This is a genomic window from Olsenella sp. oral taxon 807 (assembly GCF_001189515.2).
In the GTDB taxonomy this organism is placed as follows: domain Bacteria; phylum Actinomycetota; class Coriobacteriia; order Coriobacteriales; family Atopobiaceae; genus Olsenella_F.
On the sequence record NZ_CP012069.2, the window covers coordinates 2,831,066 to 2,848,470 of the forward strand.

At 67.8% G+C, this 17,405-nt stretch carries 35 protein-coding genes; 3 read left to right on the forward strand and 32 right to left on the reverse strand.

Annotation, left to right across the window (positions count from 1 at the left end; all coding sequences use genetic code 11):
• Nucleotides 1-140: 140 nt before the first annotated feature.
• From ADJ70_RS12240 to ADJ70_RS12390, 32 genes are all read right to left on the reverse strand, one after another.
• The gene (locus ADJ70_RS12240; protein WP_050341821.1) at nt 141-1,364 is read right to left on the reverse strand and encodes a hypothetical protein; all 1,224 of its coding nucleotides are present in this window, start codon (nt 1,362-1,364) and stop codon (nt 141-143) included.
• Nucleotides 1,327-1,590, reverse strand: coding sequence for a hypothetical protein (locus tag ADJ70_RS12245; RefSeq protein WP_157051538.1), 264 nt, complete (start codon nt 1,588-1,590; stop codon nt 1,327-1,329). Before ADJ70_RS12245 ends, ADJ70_RS12240 begins: the two co-directional genes overlap by 38 nt.
• 137 nt (nt 1,591-1,727) lie before the next feature.
• Complete coding sequence (locus tag ADJ70_RS12250) at nt 1,728-2,105, reverse strand: HNH endonuclease (protein WP_050341825.1); 378 nt, start codon at nt 2,103-2,105, stop codon at nt 1,728-1,730.
• Between the two features lie 21 nt (nt 2,106-2,126).
• Nucleotides 2,127-2,324, reverse strand: a complete 198-nt coding sequence (locus ADJ70_RS12255; RefSeq protein ID WP_050341826.1) for a hypothetical protein — start codon at nt 2,322-2,324, stop codon at nt 2,127-2,129.
• A gap of 112 nt (nt 2,325-2,436) precedes the next feature.
• Nucleotides 2,437-2,922: a hypothetical protein gene (locus tag ADJ70_RS12260; protein WP_157051539.1), complete on the reverse strand. Its 486-nt coding sequence runs from the start codon at nt 2,920-2,922 to the stop codon at nt 2,437-2,439.
• 60 nt (nt 2,923-2,982) lie between these two features.
• A complete protein-coding gene (locus ADJ70_RS12265) occupies nt 2,983-3,363 on the reverse strand; it encodes a hypothetical protein (RefSeq protein WP_050341829.1) in 381 nt (126 codons plus the stop codon).
• 163 nt (nt 3,364-3,526) lie between these two features.
• Entirely contained in the window at nt 3,527-3,973 is a 447-nt protein-coding gene (locus ADJ70_RS12270) for a hypothetical protein (protein WP_216597269.1), read from the reverse strand.
• The gene (locus tag ADJ70_RS12275; RefSeq protein WP_050341124.1) at nt 3,970-4,446 is read right to left on the reverse strand and encodes a class I SAM-dependent methyltransferase; all 477 of its coding nucleotides are present in this window, start codon (nt 4,444-4,446) and stop codon (nt 3,970-3,972) included. Before ADJ70_RS12275 ends, ADJ70_RS12270 begins: the two co-directional genes overlap by 4 nt.
• Nucleotides 4,446-4,802 (reverse strand): DUF4406 domain-containing protein, encoded by a 357-nt coding sequence (locus tag ADJ70_RS12280; RefSeq protein ID WP_050341831.1) that lies wholly within the window; start codon nt 4,800-4,802, stop codon nt 4,446-4,448. The genes ADJ70_RS12275 and ADJ70_RS12280 overlap by 1 nt, the downstream gene beginning before the upstream one ends.
• Nucleotides 4,799-5,359 (reverse strand): hypothetical protein, encoded by a 561-nt coding sequence (locus tag ADJ70_RS12285; protein WP_050341833.1) that lies wholly within the window; start codon nt 5,357-5,359, stop codon nt 4,799-4,801. The genes ADJ70_RS12280 and ADJ70_RS12285 overlap by 4 nt, the downstream gene beginning before the upstream one ends.
• A complete protein-coding gene (locus tag ADJ70_RS12290) occupies nt 5,346-5,555 on the reverse strand; it encodes a hypothetical protein (RefSeq protein WP_050341835.1) in 210 nt (69 codons plus the stop codon). Before ADJ70_RS12290 ends, ADJ70_RS12285 begins: the two co-directional genes overlap by 14 nt.
• Nucleotides 5,552-5,911 (reverse strand): hypothetical protein, encoded by a 360-nt coding sequence (locus ADJ70_RS12295; RefSeq protein WP_050341837.1) that lies wholly within the window; start codon nt 5,909-5,911, stop codon nt 5,552-5,554. Before ADJ70_RS12295 ends, ADJ70_RS12290 begins: the two co-directional genes overlap by 4 nt.
• Nucleotides 5,908-6,108 (reverse strand): hypothetical protein, encoded by a 201-nt coding sequence (locus tag ADJ70_RS12300; protein ID WP_050341839.1) that lies wholly within the window; start codon nt 6,106-6,108, stop codon nt 5,908-5,910. Before ADJ70_RS12300 ends, ADJ70_RS12295 begins: the two co-directional genes overlap by 4 nt.
• Nucleotides 6,101-6,385, reverse strand: coding sequence for a hypothetical protein (locus ADJ70_RS12305; RefSeq protein WP_050341841.1), 285 nt, complete (start codon nt 6,383-6,385; stop codon nt 6,101-6,103). Before ADJ70_RS12305 ends, ADJ70_RS12300 begins: the two co-directional genes overlap by 8 nt.
• Entirely contained in the window at nt 6,378-6,725 is a 348-nt protein-coding gene (locus ADJ70_RS12310) for a hypothetical protein (RefSeq protein ID WP_050341843.1), read from the reverse strand. Before ADJ70_RS12310 ends, ADJ70_RS12305 begins: the two co-directional genes overlap by 8 nt.
• The gene (locus tag ADJ70_RS14795; RefSeq protein ID WP_157051540.1) at nt 6,722-6,886 is read right to left on the reverse strand and encodes a hypothetical protein; all 165 of its coding nucleotides are present in this window, start codon (nt 6,884-6,886) and stop codon (nt 6,722-6,724) included. The genes ADJ70_RS12310 and ADJ70_RS14795 overlap by 4 nt, the downstream gene beginning before the upstream one ends.
• Nucleotides 6,883-7,182 carry a hypothetical protein gene (locus ADJ70_RS12315; protein ID WP_050341846.1) on the reverse strand — a complete coding sequence of 100 codons (300 nt, stop codon included), beginning with the start codon at nt 7,180-7,182 and terminating at the stop codon, nt 6,883-6,885. Before ADJ70_RS12315 ends, ADJ70_RS14795 begins: the two co-directional genes overlap by 4 nt.
• Nucleotides 7,172-7,483 (reverse strand): hypothetical protein, encoded by a 312-nt coding sequence (locus tag ADJ70_RS12320; protein WP_050341848.1) that lies wholly within the window; start codon nt 7,481-7,483, stop codon nt 7,172-7,174. The genes ADJ70_RS12315 and ADJ70_RS12320 overlap by 11 nt, the downstream gene beginning before the upstream one ends.
• Nucleotides 7,483-7,776, reverse strand: a complete 294-nt coding sequence (locus tag ADJ70_RS12325; protein ID WP_050341850.1) for a hypothetical protein — start codon at nt 7,774-7,776, stop codon at nt 7,483-7,485. The genes ADJ70_RS12320 and ADJ70_RS12325 overlap by 1 nt, the downstream gene beginning before the upstream one ends.
• Complete coding sequence (locus tag ADJ70_RS12330) at nt 7,773-8,213, reverse strand: hypothetical protein (protein WP_050341853.1); 441 nt, start codon at nt 8,211-8,213, stop codon at nt 7,773-7,775. Before ADJ70_RS12330 ends, ADJ70_RS12325 begins: the two co-directional genes overlap by 4 nt.
• Nucleotide 8,214: 1 nt before the next feature.
• Nucleotides 8,215-8,820 (reverse strand): ATP-binding protein, encoded by a 606-nt coding sequence (locus tag ADJ70_RS12335; protein WP_050341854.1) that lies wholly within the window; start codon nt 8,818-8,820, stop codon nt 8,215-8,217.
• Nucleotides 8,798-9,571 carry a DUF6291 domain-containing protein gene (locus ADJ70_RS12340; protein ID WP_050341856.1) on the reverse strand — a complete coding sequence of 258 codons (774 nt, stop codon included), beginning with the start codon at nt 9,569-9,571 and terminating at the stop codon, nt 8,798-8,800. The genes ADJ70_RS12335 and ADJ70_RS12340 overlap by 23 nt, the downstream gene beginning before the upstream one ends.
• Before the next feature lie 47 nt (nt 9,572-9,618).
• Nucleotides 9,619-10,005, reverse strand: coding sequence for a single-stranded DNA-binding protein (locus ADJ70_RS12345; protein WP_172674506.1), 387 nt, complete (start codon nt 10,003-10,005; stop codon nt 9,619-9,621).
• A 152-nt stretch (nt 10,006-10,157) separates the two neighbouring features.
• Nucleotides 10,158-11,330 carry a tyrosine-type recombinase/integrase gene (locus tag ADJ70_RS12350; protein ID WP_253273276.1) on the reverse strand — a complete coding sequence of 391 codons (1,173 nt, stop codon included), beginning with the start codon at nt 11,328-11,330 and terminating at the stop codon, nt 10,158-10,160.
• A gap of 11 nt (nt 11,331-11,341) precedes the next feature.
• Complete coding sequence (locus ADJ70_RS12355; protein WP_050341862.1) at nt 11,342-11,560, reverse strand: hypothetical protein; 219 nt, start codon at nt 11,558-11,560, stop codon at nt 11,342-11,344.
• Entirely contained in the window at nt 11,557-11,940 is a 384-nt protein-coding gene (locus ADJ70_RS12360) for a hypothetical protein (protein WP_050341864.1), read from the reverse strand. Before ADJ70_RS12360 ends, ADJ70_RS12355 begins: the two co-directional genes overlap by 4 nt.
• Before the next feature lie 76 nt (nt 11,941-12,016).
• The gene (locus ADJ70_RS12365; RefSeq protein WP_050341866.1) at nt 12,017-12,223 is read right to left on the reverse strand and encodes a helix-turn-helix domain-containing protein; all 207 of its coding nucleotides are present in this window, start codon (nt 12,221-12,223) and stop codon (nt 12,017-12,019) included.
• A gap of 187 nt (nt 12,224-12,410) precedes the next feature.
• On the reverse strand, nt 12,411-12,605 hold the full coding sequence (locus ADJ70_RS12370) for a helix-turn-helix transcriptional regulator (protein WP_050341868.1): 195 nt from the start codon (nt 12,603-12,605) through the stop codon (nt 12,411-12,413).
• Nucleotides 12,606-12,746: 141 nt separating this feature from the next.
• Nucleotides 12,747-13,115 carry an ImmA/IrrE family metallo-endopeptidase gene (locus ADJ70_RS14800; protein ID WP_050341870.1) on the reverse strand — a complete coding sequence of 123 codons (369 nt, stop codon included), beginning with the start codon at nt 13,113-13,115 and terminating at the stop codon, nt 12,747-12,749.
• Nucleotides 13,115-13,387, reverse strand: a complete 273-nt coding sequence (locus tag ADJ70_RS12380; RefSeq protein ID WP_050341871.1) for a hypothetical protein — start codon at nt 13,385-13,387, stop codon at nt 13,115-13,117. The genes ADJ70_RS14800 and ADJ70_RS12380 overlap by 1 nt, the downstream gene beginning before the upstream one ends.
• Before the next feature lie 36 nt (nt 13,388-13,423).
• Nucleotides 13,424-13,615 (reverse strand): hypothetical protein, encoded by a 192-nt coding sequence (locus tag ADJ70_RS12385; protein WP_050341873.1) that lies wholly within the window; start codon nt 13,613-13,615, stop codon nt 13,424-13,426.
• Nucleotides 13,616-13,639: 24 nt separating this feature from the next.
• On the reverse strand, nt 13,640-13,837 hold the full coding sequence (locus ADJ70_RS12390) for a helix-turn-helix transcriptional regulator (RefSeq protein WP_050341875.1): 198 nt from the start codon (nt 13,835-13,837) through the stop codon (nt 13,640-13,642).
• Between the two features lie 101 nt (nt 13,838-13,938).
• On the opposite strand from ADJ70_RS12390, the gene ADJ70_RS12395 reads away from it, so the two are divergent.
• The 3 genes from ADJ70_RS12395 (at nt 13,939) to ADJ70_RS12405 (ending at nt 17,140) form a co-directional block, all read left to right on the forward strand.
• Complete coding sequence (locus tag ADJ70_RS12395; protein ID WP_083444014.1) at nt 13,939-14,577, forward strand: helix-turn-helix transcriptional regulator; 639 nt, start codon at nt 13,939-13,941, stop codon at nt 14,575-14,577.
• 9 nt (nt 14,578-14,586) lie between these two features.
• Nucleotides 14,587-15,879, forward strand: a complete 1,293-nt coding sequence (locus ADJ70_RS12400; protein WP_050341879.1) for a 3'-5' exonuclease — start codon at nt 14,587-14,589, stop codon at nt 15,877-15,879.
• An 82-nt stretch (nt 15,880-15,961) separates the two neighbouring features.
• Nucleotides 15,962-17,140, forward strand: a complete 1,179-nt coding sequence (locus tag ADJ70_RS12405) for a hypothetical protein (protein WP_157051542.1) — start codon at nt 15,962-15,964, stop codon at nt 17,138-17,140.
• Nucleotides 17,141-17,405: the final 265 nt, after the last annotated feature.

Sequence of the window (17,405 nt, forward strand, 5' to 3'; positions counted from 1 at the left end):
CCACGGACTCGCGAGGCGAAGTTTCGCACGGCGTTGCGGATGCGGTTGATCATGTCCTCACCTCCCCTCCATTCCCCTCCATATGAGAAGACCGCCCTGTCGGACGGTCCGGTGACTCGAGTGCTCTGCTCTGGGTGACGTTAGCGCACGGACCTCATCCATGCGCACCCGTCCACGTAGAGGCGGCCGAACCTCATGAGACGGCGGGTGCGCAGGAAGTTGTCGAGCTCATCATGGCTGCGAAACCACACGCAGACGTAGTCGTCCGTGTCGGTGAACGTACGCCCGCCGGGACTTGCGGACTCGATGTGAGAGAGCATGCAGTCTGCCTCGGCGAGGCTGTCAGCCTCCAGGTCGCCTGTCTGCGTGAGTGCCATGAGGGGCGAGCGCGCGAGGCGGCCGAACCGAGGCTCGGCGGGGCGTTGGGCCCTGCGGCCGTCACATGAGGGCGCGAAGGCAGCCTCCACGATGTCGCCGGAGACGATCTTCCCGTCGCCGACGAGTCCGCGCCACTTGTCATGTCCACGCCGGTCACCGAAGCACACGCACATGACGGAGTTCCCGTCGGTGGCGATAGCCCTCCTCCTCGCCTCGGCGCGGTTCCTCCTAGCGTAGTCGCTCTCACCAGCCTTGGCATCGACCCTGTTGATGGCAGACTTGGAGAGCGCCTCGCCCCGCACGAGCTCAACATCAACCAGCGGAAACCAGCGCCTGAGATAGGCGTAGTCATCAGGAAGCTCGCGGGACATGGGCTCTACGAACCTGAAGTCTATCCCATCGAAGGACCTTCCCCAGATCCCGTAGTCGATCGGGAGGTCGATGCCATGGCTGTCGAGCAGGTCCATGAGCTCGGCCTTGAGCATGTCGGCTATGGGGGACACCTTGCGCGTGGCGCGCTTCATCACGCCGTTTTTCACGAAGCTCGCACGACGGACGATGCTGTCCGCCGCGCGTACGCCGTCGGCGACCCACGTGTCCTCGGGAAGCTCCAAGTCATCCTTGATCGCGGACCACGTGTCGACATAGCTCGGCACGATGATGTCGAGTTCGGCGATTGGCCGGAGTCTCGCCGGCGGCTGATCGACGCCGTTGGCGATCAGCCTGAAGAAGCTGGGGTGAGGGTAGCGGTGGATCCTGGAGCCGAACGCCTCCTCGTAGTGCCTGATAGCCTCGTCCACGAACGACAACCGAGGTAGGTACCAGAGGTACACCGGCACGACAGCGACGCCGGCGTCCCTGAGGGCGCACCAGGCGCCCAGCGAGTCCTTGCCGCAGCTGAATGCGAGCAGCACCGGCCTTCCCTCGTCCTTGAGCCTGGCGATAACCTCAGCTCCCGTCGGCTGCCCCTTGATCTGCGTCGGCATCGTCGCCCCCGATCTCGATCTCCTCGCCGTGGCCCCTGAGGACAAGGCGGTAGCCCATGTGCCGCGCCATCTCGGCCAAGGTGTCGGCCCTTGGGGTCGATCCCCTGGAGATGGTCGAGCTGACAAAGGTCCTGACCTTGCCCATGCGGCGAGAGAGCTCCGACTTGGGCATGCCGGACGCCCTCAGCATCCGCGATATGGCATCTGGTGTCCTCATGCCACTCATTGTAGCACTACTGCACAACAGTTGTTGTGTTGATGTTGCAATCCTTCTGTTGCCCGGCAGGCGAGGCGGGAGAGGCTTTTCATGCGTAGGTCCTCGCCCATTGCCCCTCGGGGGTATATAGGCACTATGCCGCCGGGCTAGCCATCGGGTACCCCGGGGGGGCATACCCCCCATGCCCTCGACGAGACGATCGGGCGCACCCTGCCGCGCGGCCGCGCGCCCTCGCCGCGCAGGAACTCGCGGGTTGTGAGTGCGCCCTTGCGCTGGTTGCAGCGACGATGCACCGCCTGAAGGTTGCCCCAGTCGAGGGCGCAGGCCCTCGCCGACGGATAGCCGAACTCGCGCCACCGCGAGACGGGGCGGTCCTCGTCCATCTCGAAGCACATCGGGTGTCCTGACGGGAGGTCGTAGTCTATCGGCCTGCCGCATATCGCGCACGGAAGACCGAGCGCCCTGAGCCTCGCCTTGAGCTTGCGGCGCGCCGAACCATTGGATATGCGGGGGTTGCTCGCCATAGGGGCCTCCTTCCGCAGGCGTCAGGCCCGGTGCCTCGCCGCCCTGGCGTCGAGCGGGCTCACGCGGTTGGCCACGCACTCGGCGACGCCGCCGTAGCGCGCCTCGGCCATGGCCAGGGCGTCCGCGTCGACGCCCAGGGCCATGAGCGCCGCGCGCATGGCGTAGGCCACGCGGGTGGAGTGGCGGGACACGATGATCGCGATCTCCCGGAGCGTCATGTCGCATCGCCTCCATACGAGTCGGGGCCCCGTCCCTGAGGCCCCCGCGAAGATCCCACGATACCCTTGTACCACGTCTTTCCCGGCACGAGGCGGCACGAGGCGGCAAATTCTAGCCCTCGGCGAGCCCGAGGCCGCGCACGACCCTGCCGACGCCGTAGGTGTCCACCGCGTCGCAGGCCACCGAGACGGCGTCGCGGCACCACCGCTCGCTCATGCCGCAGCCCTCGGCGACCTCCGCCCACGTCGCGGCGGCGCAGTAGCGCCACCACAGGCAGTCGGCGTACGCCGAGCCCAAGAGCGAGCAGACGCCGCCCGAGCCCGTCTGGTCGGAGCCGTAGATGACGTCGCAGGCCTCGTCGATGATGGCGTAGTCGGCCTCGACGCGCGAGCGCATGCGGGCCTCGTAGTCCATCCTCTCGTCGGTGGCGGCCATGGGGTCGGCGACGCGCCCCGGCGACGTGCCGGGGCTGTACGACTGCGCGCGCGGGCCCTCCCTGGAGGCCATGCGCGCCAGGGCCCGCCTCGTGCGCTCCGCCTCGATCGCCGAGCGCCTCGCCGCCTCCATGAGGTCCCTCGCCCGTACCCACTCGCTCATGAGCCGAGTATCCCCACCTCGAAGCCGCGCCCTGCCGTGGGCTCCCGCAGAACTATCCTCTCAGCCACGGGGCAACACCTCCAGGACGTGCGGCGGGGTGATCCTCTTGAGGCTCCACGTGCAGGGCATGCCCCAGTCCGTCAGGTCCTCGACGACCACCCCGTCGAACCAGTTGTCCTCCGTGTCGCCGAAGGCATGGGCTACCTTTCGCAGCCTCGCGTACCAGCCCCGGCAGACCTCCCTGCCGTCACCGTCAAGGACTCGGACCATGGGTATGCCGTCGATGCCGTCATGCCCCGCCGCCGCTGCGGCCCCCGGGCGCCCGCCGGGTGTCGCGCAAGTGACGCTCGCGTCGTGGCGGCCTGCCGTCTGCGCAGGTGGCAGAGGCTTGTGGCAGTCCCGAGTGTCAGTTTGGGTGCCCCGTTTCTTACGTTCGCTCATGGATCCTCCTTGTCATCTTCCTTCCCCAGCCCACTGCTCCGCCATCGCCCTCGCGATGCCCGGGTACGTCCTGCCCCTGAGCCTCTGCCTGTCCGGCCCCGGGGCCATGTGGTGCACCCGGTGCGCCATGGCGTCGGGGAGCCGCGCCATCTCGTCTGACACGTCATGCGTCGGCACGAGCGGCGGCAGGCCCCCTGAGCCACAGGCACGTGGCCTTGGTCTCCGGGTGGCCGAACTGCCACGGCTGGATGACCTGGTCCGGCTTGCGGTACAGGCGGCTCATGATGCCGACCGGGTTCTCCACCGCCACCCTCGGCACGTGGTCGAGCGTCGCGAGGGCGAGGAAGAGCCCGATCGCCGACTGCTGCCTGCCGTCGCGCCTCTTCTCGCCGAACCACCTGGCGCCGGAGCACGCGAGGTGCGTGCACGGCGGGAAGGCGATGACCATGTCCCACGCGAGCTTGGCGACCTCGACGGCGTCCGCCCGGACGTGCCACTCCGGGTGCGCGCCGCCCGTCGGGAGCAGGTCGCAGCTGTATGCCTCGTGCCCGAGCCTTCTGAGCTCCGACGTGACGGCCTGCGACTCCTCGCAGGCGCAGAGGACCCTCATGGCCGGCTCGCCCCCTCCCTCATGAACAGCACCCAGTGCGTCTTGCTCGCCTTCGGCCTGCGGTTGCCGAGAATGGGCGTCGCCGGGCAGCATGCCAGCACGTCCCTGAGCGGTATGCGGTACTCGCACCACTTGAAGACCAGCACGCCGCCCGGCCTGAGCACACGAAGGCACTCCGAGAAGCCCTCCGTGAGGTCGCGCCTCCATCCCTTCGGGTCGAGCTTGCCGTACTTGCCCACCTGCCATCCGGCGCCCACGTCCAGGTGCGGCGGGTCGAAGACCACGAGTGAGAACGACTCGTCGGGGAACGGTAGGTCGCGGAAGTCGGAGACGACGTCCGGGCTCACGTCGAGGGCGCGGCCGTCGCAGAGCGTCATGTGGCGCGGGTGGAGGTCGCAGAACGTGACCCTGGGGTCGGCCTTGTCGAAGTAGAAGCTCCTCGGCCCGCAGCACACGTCAAGAGCGGGGCCCATCACTCGCCCCCCAGCTCGCTCAGCTCGCCCAGCTCCGCGCAGGGGATGCCGATCGCCTCGGCGACGGCGCGCTCAAGCCTCGCGCCGTCGCTGTCCTCCCAGCCGGGCAGCGAGACCAGGAGGCCGTACTCGGTGGAGCCATCCAGCCAGGTCGCCGTCAGCTCCTCCAGGCACACGCGCATGGCCTCCTCGTGGGTGAGGTGGGCATCCACGTCCCGCATCGGGTTGAAGGCGTATTTGGCACCCAAGCTGATGCACGTCATCTCAGCGTCCAGGAACCTCTGACACGCGTCTTCCCTCGCCAGGCCCGTGACCGGGCCCGAGAGGAAGACGAACTTGCCCTCTAGGTCACTCATCTCGCACCTCCTTTCAGCGCCCGCAGACGGCGGGCGATGAACCGAAGAGGCTTGTAGGGCTCGTCCGGGTCCTGCTCGGAGTCCACCCAGCGGTCTATCTCGTCGGCCAGTGACGCGCACGTGTCGAGGCGGTGGCGGAAGTGACGCGCGAGGTCCGTCGCGCTTGAGTCGCACTCAAAGCCGATGGTCACCATCACGGCCCCCTCCTGGTACTCGATGTGGGTCACTTCCCCGACCTCGGTCCCGCCGCGCGTGGTCTCGAGCATGTCGCCCGGGAGTATCGGCGCGCCGTCGGCGTCCCTGGGCGCCCGCAGGAGCCCGTGGGCGGCCAGCTCCTCGTCGCCCCTCTCGACGTACCAGTCGTCAGGCAGCTCGCAGAGCTCGCGGATGCGGGCGAGCGCGTGGTGCCCATCCGTGGACCACATCGACATCCCCTCGCTCTCGGCCCCGAGGACATGGAGCAGGCCTCTCATCACGTCGCGCACGTCGCTGCCCATGTCGAACGTAACCTCGTCTGCCCTCGCCGCGATGGCACGGCGCTCGTCACTCGTCATCATCGCTCGATCCCATCTCCCATCCGAGGCCGCGCATAGCGTCGTGGAACCTCCTGTACGCGACCACATTGACCCTCGTGCCGTCGATAAGCCCGTTCCTGTACCCCATTCCTATGCCTAGGTATAGACCTATATAGCGCCCGTAGACCCACGCCACGACAGCGCAGAAGAACGCTCTGATGACGTCATAGATTGTCATTCCGCTCCTCCCTCATCTCCCTCGCCTCCGTATGTGGCGGGTCTCCCGCAATTTGGACAGGAGGCGGGGCCTCTCTTTGGCTTCTTGTGCGGGAGAATGCCTGGGTGCCTCTCTTCCATCCACTCCATGTACTCGCTCGTGGTGTATCCGAGGTCCTGTGCGTGCTGCGGGTCCTCCGCGCATAGCTCCTGCACGTATGGCGTGCAGTCGCGGCACTCGTGCCACGGGTACGAGTCACCTCCGTCAACGATGAAGCTGTAGCGGTAGGGCTCCCCAGGCTCGATCCGGCGAAGGCACCAGTCGCAGACGTGGGCCTTGCGGGACCCCCTCACCTCGCGCACGCGAAGCTCAGTCATCGTTCGTCCGCCACCTCGTACTCGGCGCGGCGGCGGTCCGTCCCGGTGAAGCGCGCGCCGCATCGCCTGCAGTAGGCGTCGTAGGGGTCAATCAGCCAGTTGCACGCGCCGCAGTTGCAGCGCCATGCGCCGGTGCCGTAGCTCACGAGCTTGCGGCGCGCGGTCCTGCCCATGGTCGCGGCATCCTCGTCACTCATCCCGGACCTCCTCGTAGGTCGCCTCGAACACGTCTGGCTTGCACGGGTACAGCTCGCCCTTGACGCCACGGATGATGTAGTCGCCGAGGCTGGCGTCCATCTCACCCTCTGGCGTCCTGATGGAGCACTCGACTGGATAGTCAGGGTTCTTCCTCTGGTACGCCCTCCCGTCCTCCATGGCGTCGGCGAACCACGTCGGGTAGTCGTGCCTCCTCATCGTGCCGAGCCCGAGCCTGAACGCCTCGATGACCACGGGTCTCTTGCGGTACCTAGGCATCCTCCCCACCCCCGCCAACGAAGCGACGCCCGCAGTTCGGGCAGAAGCGGAAGCGCTCTTCATGCACGTCCTCGTACCACCCGAAGCTGCACTTGTCGCACGTCCTGCAAACGTGATGCTTGTCTGGATGACCACAGACGGACGCGTGGCACGTCGGGTCGATCAGGTCGGCGAGCCGTCCGTAGAGCCGCGCCGGCTCGTCCTGCCTGAGTCCCGTGGCATCCAAAAGCCCGGACAGCATCGCCAGGGCCCTGAGCGGGGAGCCTCCCTCCCCACCCGCGGCCGGGTGCACGGGGTACTCCCGCAGCCTCCTTGCCACCTCGCGCCTCTCGTCACTCATCTTCCCTCCTCGTACATCCAGCCAAGGAGGCGATAGATACCCTCCCGGATTTGCTCGCTCGTGTATCTCGTCCTCTTGGAGAGTGAGTCGGCTATGCGCTCGACGTGCCAGGCCACGTTGCCGTGCTCGTCCTCCCAGGGGACGTATAGGCTCTCCCTCATCTGCCCTCCTCCATCGCCATGGTCATCTCGGCGCACTCCCGCGCCTCCGCGCGGACGATGTTCAGGTAGAGCGCGAACTCTCCCTGCACGTCCCCGCTCTCGCACCCGCACCAGTCCCAGAAGCCCTCAAGGAAGGGCTCGCACTCCCGGCACGCGTGGCGCGAGAAGGGCCCCTCCTCGTCTATCCCGTGCTCCAGCAGGGCCTCCTCGCCGGCCGCGATCGGCTCCTCGCAGTAGTAGCACCGGTGGGGCCTGCGGCACCTGACCCTCCTGGCCTCGTACACGTCACATCCCATCGCCGTCTCCCTCCCCAAGCCTCGCGTATCGCATGTACGCCCATATGCACCTGCCGTGCGGCAGGCGGTCGGCCTCCCCCTCGGCGTCTGCCTCCGCCATGCCGTCATCGACGAGGGCGTCCACCACGTCGTCCCTGTCGTCGTAGACCCGCGTGTCATACAACCACCACCCGCCGAGGCGGGCGCCCGCAAGCTCCAGGACGTACCAGTCGTCGTCCTCTCCGGTGCCGTCCCCGCCCATCTTGAGGACGGGCAGCCCCGGGTTCTCCGCCATCAGCCTGGCGAGCCTCTCCTTCGGCATCACCGGTACCGCCCCCTCTCCTCGTTGGCCCGCCTGACGTCCTCCATCGCGCGGTCGAGCTCAGCCTGCGTGGCGCCGAGCGCCGACGCGAGGTTGAGCGCCGCCTGGATGACGTCGCAGCACTCCGTGATGGCACTCCGTCTGAGGGCGTGCCGTCGCTCGTGCCCGTCAACCTGGAGGCGGCCCCACGACCGGGCCTCCTCGCAGGCCTCCGACGCCTCCTCCAGCACCTTGGTCGCCTTCCCCTTGAGATCGCCGACGTCAAACGTGTCGACGTGGACCCAGTACCTCATCTCTCGACCCCCGTTCCCCTCAGTGCCTTGCGCAGGTCCCTGGCCATGCCCCTCAGGTCCCCCGCCGCGACGAGGACCCCCTCCCAGGCGTGGGCCTCGTCGGCGAGGTCCTCCAGCTGGCGCGCCACGTCCGCCACGGGTCCCAGCCTCTCCCTGATCGCGTGCAGGAGCCTCTTGCGCCCGTGCGCATCCGCGATCTCGCGGGGGAGGTCGAGGTCGTCCTCCATCCGGTAGGCGACCTTCCCCTCGTGCGTGTCGTCCCCGGCCATCGCCTGCGTCCCCTTCATGGCCTTCTGGGCCAGGACCGCCCTCACCCACGTGCCCTCCTCCGTGAGACTGCTCGCGAGGCTGATGATCTCCGGGTCGATCCCGGCGTGCGCCTTGCCCGCCTCCGTCACCATCTCGGCCTCGTCTTCCCTCTGTCCGTCTCTCGTCATGTCACTCCCACCTTCTGTCACGTCCCGTGACCTCGATGGCCTCGCAGGCGCCGGCCAACCTCGACGCCGTGCGCTTGCCGGGCATCCCGCCCCAGAGCGAGGCGAGCTGCCCTATCCGGTAGTTGCTGGTCACGATGGTCGGCAGGCCCGCCATCGTGCGGGCGTCTATCAGCTCCGCCAGGGTCTCGACGGCCCAGTCGGTCGGCCTCTCGACGCCGAGGTCGTCCAGGGCGAGCAGCCTGATCGTGCGGGCGCCCTCCAAGGCGCCTCGGATGCCGCCGTCATAGCCGGCCTTGACGTCGTCGAGGAGGCGCTTGGACGAGACGATCCTGGCGGCTACGGGGCGCAGCGGGTCCTGAGACTCCATCGCCATCCTCACGGCGCATGAGGCCGCCCAGGTCTTGCCCGTGCCCGGCTCGCCCCAGAGGTACGCGCCGCGACCCCCCTCGGCCATGGACCACACGCGCCGGCCGAGGTCGCTCTCCGCGTGCCGGTAGGCCCCCGTGAGCCCGGCCTTCCTCGCCTTCGACTCCATGATCGCCTCGATGATGGCCCTGACCTCGGGGTCATCCATCGAGACGACGCTAGAGCATGGCGTACTTCGCATCCACCTCACCACCCGTCACCATCTGCCCTGACCTGGGCCTCTCCCTGTTCGACCAGTTGCGGGCCGCAGCCCTCCAGTCGCGCATCCGGTTGCCGTTGCTCAGGCGCCAGCCCTGGGCCTCGAAGTAGTCCACGAAGCGGGCGGCGTCAACCCGAAGCGGGGGCTCGTGCGCCCTGCAGTACGCCTCCACCTCCTCGGCTGAGGGCGGGGAGAAGGCGGGCGGGCGCCTTGCGCGCGCCACACGCACTTCCTCTGGCTTGGTATGGATTGGTATGTATTGGTATGGATTGGGTTTCGCCTCCTCGGAAGCAGGCTCGACTTTGGTTTCGGGGGTCGGAAACCTGTCTGCGTCTAGGTTTTCTGACTCTGAAACCACATCCGCGTTCTGGTTTTCTGGGTCCGAAACCTTGTCGCTGTCCTGGTTTCCCGACTCCGAAATATCGTCGCCGTCCTGGTTTTCGGGGGCTGTGGGCACGTCATAGTCCGGTTTCGCCTCCTCGGAAGCAGGCTCGACTTTGGTTTCCTTCGGGGGCCTGCCGCCCCGTGCTCCGCGCGCCCGCATCTCCTTGGAGTTGTCGATGTCCTCGCGCAGTGACACGAAGATCGCGTCGAGCGGCCACTCAAGCTCCGGGACGGTGCCATACGTCCCGTACTCCACGAGAGCGAGCATGAGCTCGCCCCGGTACTCGGGCGGTACCCTCTCGCAGGTCTCGGTCAGCTTGGGAAACCAGGTGAACTTAGTGCCGCTCATGGCCCCTCCTTGTCGGTGTCTCTGTCAATGCCATCTAGCCGCCTCGGTCAGAACGGAATGCTCTCGTCGTACACGCCCTGAGCGGGCGGCGCGTAGGCTGGTGCCGCCTGCGGCCGTGGGGCCGCCTGCGTCGCCTGAGGCGCGTACGCCCGTCCCTGCGGGGCCTGCTGTTGCGCCTGGTTGGTCGGCTGCTGCTGCGGCGTGAGGAACACGACCTCGTCGGCGATGACCTCGAGCTTCGAGCGGTTCGTGCCCGTCTGCTTGTCCTGCCACTGGCTCCAGCGGAGCCTGCCCGAGACGGCGACCTTGGAGCCCTTGGCCAGTCGGGGCGCGATGGCGTCGGCCCGGCTGCCGAACACGACGACGTCCACCCAGTTGGCCCGGTCGCGCCACTCCCCGGTCTGCTGGTCCCTTTGAGTTGATCGACATTCCATCCTCCCTAGATTCATGTCATGATTGTTCTGATAATTTCCTCTTATCTGGCGCCCCATCTCGACGCGCCAGAGATTCGGCCCCTTACCTCGCGTTTCCCTGTCGCCCCAAGGACCGGGCCGAAGGTCCGTTGGCACACTTCTGGCAGTGCCCGTCACGGCCCGGCCGCCCTCCTGGCCGCCTCCTCGAAGGCGCGGGCGGCGGCGGCGTCGCGACCCGGCATCACGTGCGCGTAGATCCTGAGCGTGGTCGCCTCGTCGGCGTGCCCCAGTCGCTCCGACAGCGTCTTGAGGTCCACGCCGTGCGCGAGGCACCACGACGCGTGGGTGTGGCGCAGCGAGTGGAACGTCACGCCCGGCGGCAGGCCGAGGGCTCGCCGCATCCGCGAGAAGGAGCGCGACACGGCCGTGGGCCGCATGAGCGAGCCGTCGGCGGTGACCAGCGGGGCGTCGGGCCCCTGCCTGCCGAGGGCCCCGTCCTGCCCTTCCATCGCGGCGTCCAGGACGGCGACGTCGCCCTCGGTGAGCGCCACGTTCCTGCACCTCCTGCCCTTCGTCACGTCCCGCCTCCAGGGCGCCCTGCCAGGCTCCTCGATGACGGTCCCGCCCACGTGAAGGTATCGCGAGAGGCGCGACACGTCGCGCCTGCGCAGCGCGCACGCCTCGCCGACGCGCACGCCGGCGTGCAGGGCGAGCCAGGCGGCCAGCGCGCACGCCGCCCGGCGGCGGTCGCCTGGGCCCCCGCCGGCCTCCCGCATGGCCCCGTCGATGGCTCGGTGGACGCTGGCGAAGTCCCACTCCCCGAGCGCGGCGGCCTCGTGCCGCTCGGGCGACGGCTTGGCGGCGAGGACCATGGGGTTCGACTCGACCACGCCGACGCCCACGAGGTGGTTGTACGCGGCGCGCAGGTAGTTGTGCACGCAGAGCACGCTGTTCCTGCACAGCCCCTGCCCGCCCTCGCCCTTCGGCATGAGCAGCCTCTGCTCGAGGTCGCCCATGTCCGCGACCGTGAGGTCGCGGGCCAAGGCGCCACGGAGGTGGGCGCGCACGTAGCGGGCGAAGAGCCGCCAGGTCCGCACGCTGTTGGGGCTCGCGCCGTTGCGGGCCCTCATGTCGTTGTAGTCGTCGAGGAGGTCGGCGAGCCGGGCGCTCCTCACGGACCCGTCGGCGGTGAGGCTCGCCGCCCAGTCCTCGGCGAGCGCCTGGGCCTCCTCGCGCGACGACGCCTCCGCGAATGACCGGTAGGGCCTTATGGCCGAGCCGTCGCGCGCCTGGCCGAGGTACGGGCGGCACCACCAGGTGCCAGACGCGTCGGCATGGACCTCCACTCGCAAGGGGCTCACCTCACCAGGCGTCTCGTGCCCCTCAGACCGCATTGCCTGAGGAGGTCGACCACATGCTCCATCGTGGGACGGTCGAGCCCGCTGACCGTGACGGTCCATCCCGAGGGAACGGGCCTGGCGGAGCGCCCAGGACCTATGGGAACCCTGAGACCCATCTCGGCGGCCTCCTCCGGACTTACGGTGGTCATCGGGTCGATCTGCCTCCCTTCCGTCATCTTCCTTCTCCTCCCATCGCGTCCCTGACCTCCACGACCACGCGCGGCCAGTCGGGACACACTGCGAAGACGTGCCTTATGCCCGTGACGTGCGCCTGGTCGTCGCCTGCGATGACCTTGGCCATTACCAAGCCGTCGAGCACGAACTTCGCCGCGAACGCGACGTTGTCGAGGTCGCGCCTGGCGTCCCGCTCGTGCCACTCGCACGTGACCTCGACGGGTCCCTCGTGCCCGTGCGCCCCCGCCGCCCGCGCGTACCAGGCGACGAGCTCGGTCTGCTGGCGCTTGAGCCTGGATCCCCTCGACCAGTGGGAGCGGCAGGCCCTCGTGTACTCGTTGAGGCCCACGAGGCGGCCGGGGATGATGATCCGGTCCGTCATGACGCGACCATCGCCAGGACGAGCGTGACCAGCGCCACGATGACCAGGGCTGCCATCACCGGGGCGTCCGGCCGGTCTATGAGCATCCGAGCCACCTCCTCAGCTCGGCGTCGAGGACCCGCCAGCCCCTCTTGGCGCCACGGGGCGCCACCACCTTGAGGTCGCCGTCCCTGACGCTCCTGTAGAGCGTCCTCAGGGGCACGCGCGTCACCCTGGACGCCTCGGCGAGCGACCACGTGGCGAGCTCGCCGAGCCCCTCTCCCTGCGCAGCTGCTGTTGTCATTCCGTCTCCAATCCGTGTGTCTCGCGAGCGCCTGGGGCGCGCGGCCGGGTCAGGGAGGCCTCGGGGCCGAAAGGAGGTGCCCGCCGGCGCCAGTGACCGCCGGCGTCGCCCTTGCGGTCCGCCCCCGCGCTATGCGGGACGCGGTGCGGAGAGCCGGCCGCGCCTCCCGGGCGCTCGCGCTGGTTCGCTACATCTCGTACAGGTCCTCGACCTCGCACCCGACGGCCCTCGCGAGCGACGCGAGCGTCCCCAGGCTCGCCTGCGCGATGCCCTCGTCGGTCGTCCAGCGCCAGACGGAGGACTTGTCCACGCCGAGCCTCCTCGCGACCTCCTTCTGCCTCAGTCGCCTCTCGGCGAGCACGACCCTTAGCCTCGACCTCATCTCCCACCTCCAATCTCTGGTATCAGGAACTCAGGTTCTCGCAACATGCGGTATACTCCCTATGTCATGAGGAAGCGGAGGGAGGTGATCGCATGGCCAAGAACACGAAGCAGACCTCGCGCAAGGCGGCGAGCGCGGCGTCTAGGGTCTTGAGGGACGGCCGCACGGGCAAGGCGTCGAAGTCGGCGGCAGGGAGCGCCCTGTCCCAGACCCCGAGCCGGAGGAAGTAGGGACCCCGTCCCTGCCCGCGAGTGCCTGGTGCAGCCCGATCGCGAGCCCCTGCACCAGGTGCTCGTCCCCGTACAGGTCCGCGTACCCGAGCTGGTCGAGCAGCGCATGCACCAGCTCGTGGAGGAAGACCTGCTCCCTCTTCTCGGCCGACAGGCCCGACGACAGCCGTATGAGCTGCCTCGCCGGTGACACCGACCCGTCCTCGCCGTCCATGTCGGCGGTCTCGACCGCGTATGCCAGGCCGAGGACGCTCACGCTCCGTGGGACCTCGACCGCCATCAGCGGTCCCCCGCGATGCCGAAGTGCACGCAGGCCTCCTTCGCCTCCGCCACCCAGGCCTCGCGGGCGTGCGCCGCCACGAGCGCGTCGCACTCGTAGAGCGGTCCCCCGTAGCGCTCCCCGCGCGCGGAGTCCCACCCGTGCCCGGAGCGGTCCCCGGGCGTGTACATCCAAGGCGTGCCGTACTCCCGCACGCACGCCCTGCCCTCCTCGTCTGAGGAGAGCACGAAGTCGTGGTTTCCGTAGAGCTCGGGCTCTGGTTTGGCTGTCATTACTGGTTCCATTGCTAGTCCCTTCCTTGTCGTCTGCTAGTCGGTGGCCTCGTCGCGGGCGCCCTCGGGCACTGACCCGATCTGCTGCACTCGGTCCAGGTGCACGAGGCCGAAGACCTCCCTGGACCTTGCGACGGCCATCTCGGCGTCGATGTCATCCGCGTCCTCGTCCACGAAGCGGACCCCCAGCGGCGTCGAGTAGAACGCCCTAAATCTTGTGGTGGGCATGGGTAGGCTCCTTCATATGTTTGTTTAACTAACGTTCTCAGGTAAAAAAATATCCGCTATGTCACAGTGCAAGAAGCGACAGACGGCCTTTGCCTGCTCTATCGTCATCTTCTCTTGCTGCCCTTCATAGCGGCAGTATGTCTGACGTGATACTCCGAGGTATTCGGCGACCGCCCTCTGCTTGACGCCTCGTTCCTCCCGAGCTCTCTTGAGGGTCTGCATTTTCTCCTCCTCTCGACACTACGAATGATAGTTAAACAAACCTCGACTTGTCAAGCAAAGTTAGATAAAATGTTGCGAAAAGATGGCCCCGAGGAGATGAAATGTCTGTTTCCACAAACATAAGGAATCTGAGGGAGCAAAGCCGTATGACCCAAGGCGAGCTTGCGAACAAGCTCGGTGTTGCTCGATCCACCGTTACCCAATGGGAGAATGGCTGGTCAAGCCCTCGCATGGGAATGGTCCAGAAGCTCGCGACGTTCTTCGACGTCTCAACGGCCGACGTTGTGGCGGACGACATTCGGCCTGCAAATACCGTCGCGCCTATCCCGTCGTCGACCTCGGTCCCGCTGCGCGTCCTAGGCGTAACGTGCATGGGGGACGGCGATGAGGACGAGGCGGACAGGGCGGTGGAGGTGCCCGCGTTCGTGGTCGCAAACCACCCGAGGATGTTCGTAGTCCACGGAATCGGATCATGTATGGACAGGCGCTTTCCCGCCGATTCGGCGCTTGGGGTCGATCCGGAGATGGAGCCTCGCAACGACGACGCAGTACTCGTGAGGGACGGTGTGCGCGGGAGCTTCGTGCATGTCTACCTAAGAGGATCTGCCGGCACGGTGATGCTCTCGGCCGACAGCTGGTCGGAGTCACACGAGGACATCGTGATCGGCCCGGACGATCCGCCGGTCGAAATCCTCGGCGTGGTCGTATGGCATCAGGCGTATAGGGACGTTGTCAGATAGGGGTATGCGATGGACATGTGCGAAATCATCACGGGATACCCTCTTGATAGGGTGGTGGCCTTCGACACGGAGACAACAGGGCTCTCGCCGAGCAGGGACGAGATCCTGTCCGTGGCAGTGGTAGACGGACACGGTAGGGAGCTGGTCAGTTCCCTCGTGAGGCCATCCAGGAAGAGATCGTGGCCGGAGGCTCAGAGGGTCAACCACATATCGCCGCAGATGGTAGCTGGTGCGCCGAGGATCGAGGAGCTGTGCGACCGGCTCGCGGGGTACCTCGGCGGCAACTACCTCGCAGTGTCGTACAACGGGGACTTCGACGCGAGATTCCTCCACGCGGCCGGAGTGCTCCCTAACCCATGGGTCGAACACGGATTCGACGTGATGCGGGAGTTCGCGAGGGTCCACGGAAGAAGGAGGGCGGGCTCGTCGTCCCACAAGTTCTCCAAGCTCACGGAGTGCGCCGCACACTACGGCTACGCGTTCGGTGCCCATGACGCAGCCGAGGACGCGAGGGCCACGGCGCACTGCTTCAGGGCACTTCTGTGCGACGAGAGGTACGTCAGGCTCGTGCTAGGAGACGAGGCGGAGACACATCGTCATCCTGCCACGACGCAGACCAAGGCCACGACCAGGCGTGTCATTGCGCTCCTCGGGGGAGGGAGAAGGGGTGCCGGGGAGGGGACCCTCAGGATGGGAAGCGTGACGCGCGGCAAGAACGCGGGATCGCCGCGCTACGACGTGGTCGTGGGCGAGTCCGTGGTCGCGCATCTGTCCAAATCTGGGATGGATGACGCAAGGGGCTTCTTCGGTGTCTCAGACGACTCCGACCTTCCCGGGGAGGTCAAGTGCAAGGTAATCCTCAAGGGAGGGGACGGGAGTGCGTCGTGCGCGGTCGAGCTCGTCGGCAACGCGCCTTCGCTCGCCGCTGCCCTCGAGCAGGCCAAGGCCGACCGTCCCGAGAGGCGCGAGTGGAGCGCGACCGTCACGATACCGGCGTCGCCGACAACGCCATGGGCCTCGCTCTCGCACGACGAGGTAAGGGAGAGGGTGAGTGCGATGGAGGAGGTTGGGCGCCAAGACATCCAGAGTATGGGCCCCGTCATGCGCGCGGTCTTCGTCATCGTCGCGGTGGTCGCCGGCCTCTTCGCCGCACTGTGCCTCGTGGCAGTGCCGTCGATGCTCTCTCGGGGCAGTGACGTGAGGCCCGTGGTCGTCACGGCGCTCATGTGCGGGGGAGTCTCGCTCCTGATGAGGGGCATCGCGAAGACGGCCAAAGGCTCGGGTTCCGGGCCGGGTGCATGAGGGGGAAAGACAGGAATTCCCCCGCACGAGATCTTGGCGGACGCGTGCGGGGGATGGCCACGGATTGGAGGCCGAGTACATTATGCCACGGATGAGGAGCGACTGGGGCTGCGTCCAGGAGATCGATCGGGGGAGGCGCTACCGCCTCCGGTGGTGGGCCGAGACGCCCGAGGGCTACCGCAGGTGCAGCGAGGTCGTGAGGGGCACGAGGAGGGACGCCCACGACCGCCTGGCGGCGATCCGCCTAGAGCACTCGGCGGACGCGCCCTGCCCCACCGTCGGGGAGGCGTGGGAGTCGTGGTACCTGCCAGAGAGGCGCCGCCGGGTGGAGTCGGGCGACATGGCGCCCTCGTCCCTGGAGAGGTACGAGAGCGTCTGGGCGGCGCACGCCAGGGACAGGTGGGGCAAGGTTCCGATGGACCGGGTGCGGCCCCTCGACGTGCAAAGGTGGCTCGACGGCATGGCTGGGACCTCGGCCCAGATGGCGCTCAGCGTCCTCAGGCTCGTCGGAGACTACGGCGCGAGGTACGGCGTGACCTCGGGCAACCCGTTCCGCGAGCGCTACGTCATGCCCCCCTCCTCGACGGTGAGGCGCGGGGACGCGGGCGTGTGGAGCCTCGGCGAGCTCGTCGCCCTCTGGGGCGCCGCCATGGGGTCCTGGGCCGAGCCGGCCGTGCTCCTCTCCGCCTTCGGCTCCTGCCGGGTGGGGGAGTCCCTGGCGTGCCGCGCCGAGGAGGTCACGCGGATCGACTCGGGAGGGGTGACGGTCGCCGTGGTGCCGGTCGCCCGCCAGCTCGCCCACCAGGGGCGCCAGGTGAGCGAGGCCCTAAAGACGGAGCGCAGCCGGCGGCCGGTCGTGCTGCCGGGGCCCGCAGGCGAGAGGATGCTCGCCATCGCGCGGGACATGGGTCCCGGCTGGCTCGTGAGGGACTCAGACGGCGGCACCGTCACGCAGGCGCGCTACCAGAGGGAGCTCGACGGGGCGATCGGGCGCGCGAGCCTGCCGAGGCACCCTGCCTCGCGGCTCAGAGTCTCGTGGCAGACCTACATGCGATGGGACTGGGGAGTCGAGCCGAGGTACATTGAGCCGATGATGGGGCATATCCTGCCGGGAGTGACGGGGCGGCACTACGACCGGCCAGATGCCGGCCAGTACGCGCGGATCGCGGCCGAGGCCTATGCCGCGCACCCCTACGACGCGCCAGATGGGACAAAGATGGGACATAGATGGGACACATTGGGACTCGGGGCGATGATGTGACCCATCTCACCTGCGCCGACTCCCGGCGGCGCAGAGAAGCGCATTCTGGTCTCGGGACGTCACGGAAAAGCGCATTCTGGGCACGGGTCCTCACGGAAAGGCGCATTCTGCGAGCCTCGGACCAACCAAACTGCGGTTTTTGGTGAGGCACTGGTTATAGAGTGCGGTTTTCCGTGAGGCGCTGGGACAGAATGAGCTTTTCCGTGAGGCGCTGGGACAGAATGAGCTTTTCCGTGAGGCTCTGGTTGCAGAGTGCGCTTTTCCG

Bases quoted from the DNA above. Each gene is read 5' to 3' on its own strand.
- ADJ70_RS12280 (WP_050341831.1), bottom strand. From the start codon at position 4,802: ATGAGTGACCTAGAGGGCAAGTTCGTCTTCCTCTCGGGCCCGGTCACG.
- ADJ70_RS14800 (WP_050341870.1), bottom strand. From the start codon at position 13,115: ATGGCGGTCGAGGTCCCACGGAGCGTGAGCGTCCTCGGCCTGGCATAC.
- ADJ70_RS12255 (WP_050341826.1), bottom strand. From the start codon at position 2,324: ATGACGCTCCGGGAGATCGCGATCATCGTGTCCCGCCACTCCACCCGC.
- ADJ70_RS12265 (WP_050341829.1), bottom strand. From the start codon at position 3,363: ATGAGCGAACGTAAGAAACGGGGCACCCAAACTGACACTCGGGACTGC.
- ADJ70_RS12385 (WP_050341873.1), bottom strand. From the start codon at position 13,615: ATGCCCACCACAAGATTTAGGGCGTTCTACTCGACGCCGCTGGGGGTC.
- ADJ70_RS12335 (WP_050341854.1), bottom strand. From the start codon at position 8,820: ATGCGAAGTACGCCATGCTCTAGCGTCGTCTCGATGGATGACCCCGAG.
- ADJ70_RS12250 (WP_050341825.1), bottom strand. From the start codon at position 2,105: ATGGCGAGCAACCCCCGCATATCCAATGGTTCGGCGCGCCGCAAGCTC.
- ADJ70_RS12370 (WP_050341868.1), bottom strand. From the start codon at position 12,605: ATGAGGTCGAGGCTAAGGGTCGTGCTCGCCGAGAGGCGACTGAGGCAG.
- ADJ70_RS12345 (WP_172674506.1), bottom strand. From the start codon at position 10,005: ATGGAATGTCGATCAACTCAAAGGGACCAGCAGACCGGGGAGTGGCGC.
- ADJ70_RS12310 (WP_050341843.1), bottom strand. From the start codon at position 6,725: ATGAGTGACGAGAGGCGCGAGGTGGCAAGGAGGCTGCGGGAGTACCCC.
- ADJ70_RS12355 (WP_050341862.1), bottom strand. From the start codon at position 11,560: ATGACGGAAGGGAGGCAGATCGACCCGATGACCACCGTAAGTCCGGAG.
- ADJ70_RS12390 (WP_050341875.1), bottom strand. From the start codon at position 13,837: ATGCAGACCCTCAAGAGAGCTCGGGAGGAACGAGGCGTCAAGCAGAGG.
- ADJ70_RS12295 (WP_050341837.1), bottom strand. From the start codon at position 5,911: ATGACTGAGCTTCGCGTGCGCGAGGTGAGGGGGTCCCGCAAGGCCCAC.
- ADJ70_RS12290 (WP_050341835.1), bottom strand. From the start codon at position 5,555: ATGACAATCTATGACGTCATCAGAGCGTTCTTCTGCGCTGTCGTGGCG.
- ADJ70_RS12315 (WP_050341846.1), bottom strand. From the start codon at position 7,182: ATGGGATGTGACGTGTACGAGGCCAGGAGGGTCAGGTGCCGCAGGCCC.
- ADJ70_RS12365 (WP_050341866.1), bottom strand. From the start codon at position 12,223: ATGACAACAGCAGCTGCGCAGGGAGAGGGGCTCGGCGAGCTCGCCACG.
- ADJ70_RS12285 (WP_050341833.1), bottom strand. From the start codon at position 5,359: ATGATGACGAGTGACGAGCGCCGTGCCATCGCGGCGAGGGCAGACGAG.
- ADJ70_RS12240 (WP_050341821.1), bottom strand. From the start codon at position 1,364: ATGCCGACGCAGATCAAGGGGCAGCCGACGGGAGCTGAGGTTATCGCC.
- ADJ70_RS12320 (WP_050341848.1), bottom strand. From the start codon at position 7,483: ATGCCGAAGGAGAGGCTCGCCAGGCTGATGGCGGAGAACCCGGGGCTG.
- ADJ70_RS12245 (WP_157051538.1), bottom strand. From the start codon at position 1,590: ATGAGTGGCATGAGGACACCAGATGCCATATCGCGGATGCTGAGGGCG.
- ADJ70_RS12405 (WP_157051542.1), top strand. From the start codon at position 15,962: ATGCCACGGATGAGGAGCGACTGGGGCTGCGTCCAGGAGATCGATCGG.
- ADJ70_RS14795 (WP_157051540.1), bottom strand. From the start codon at position 6,886: ATGAGGGAGAGCCTATACGTCCCCTGGGAGGACGAGCACGGCAACGTG.
- ADJ70_RS12360 (WP_050341864.1), bottom strand. From the start codon at position 11,940: ATGACGGACCGGATCATCATCCCCGGCCGCCTCGTGGGCCTCAACGAG.
- ADJ70_RS12325 (WP_050341850.1), bottom strand. From the start codon at position 7,776: ATGAGGTACTGGGTCCACGTCGACACGTTTGACGTCGGCGATCTCAAG.
- ADJ70_RS12380 (WP_050341871.1), bottom strand. From the start codon at position 13,387: ATGACAGCCAAACCAGAGCCCGAGCTCTACGGAAACCACGACTTCGTG.
- ADJ70_RS12300 (WP_050341839.1), bottom strand. From the start codon at position 6,108: ATGAGTGACGAGGATGCCGCGACCATGGGCAGGACCGCGCGCCGCAAG.
- ADJ70_RS12275 (WP_050341124.1), bottom strand. From the start codon at position 4,446: ATGGGCCCCGCTCTTGACGTGTGCTGCGGGCCGAGGAGCTTCTACTTC.
- ADJ70_RS12270 (WP_216597269.1), bottom strand. From the start codon at position 3,973: ATGAGGGTCCTCTGCGCCTGCGAGGAGTCGCAGGCCGTCACGTCGGAG.
- ADJ70_RS12330 (WP_050341853.1), bottom strand. From the start codon at position 8,213: ATGACGAGAGACGGACAGAGGGAAGACGAGGCCGAGATGGTGACGGAG.
- ADJ70_RS12400 (WP_050341879.1), top strand. From the start codon at position 14,587: ATGGACATGTGCGAAATCATCACGGGATACCCTCTTGATAGGGTGGTG.
- ADJ70_RS12305 (WP_050341841.1), bottom strand. From the start codon at position 6,385: ATGCCTAGGTACCGCAAGAGACCCGTGGTCATCGAGGCGTTCAGGCTC.
- ADJ70_RS12340 (WP_050341856.1), bottom strand. From the start codon at position 9,571: ATGAGCGGCACTAAGTTCACCTGGTTTCCCAAGCTGACCGAGACCTGC.
- ADJ70_RS12260 (WP_157051539.1), bottom strand. From the start codon at position 2,922: ATGAGCGAGTGGGTACGGGCGAGGGACCTCATGGAGGCGGCGAGGCGC.
- ADJ70_RS12395 (WP_083444014.1), top strand. From the start codon at position 13,939: ATGTCTGTTTCCACAAACATAAGGAATCTGAGGGAGCAAAGCCGTATG.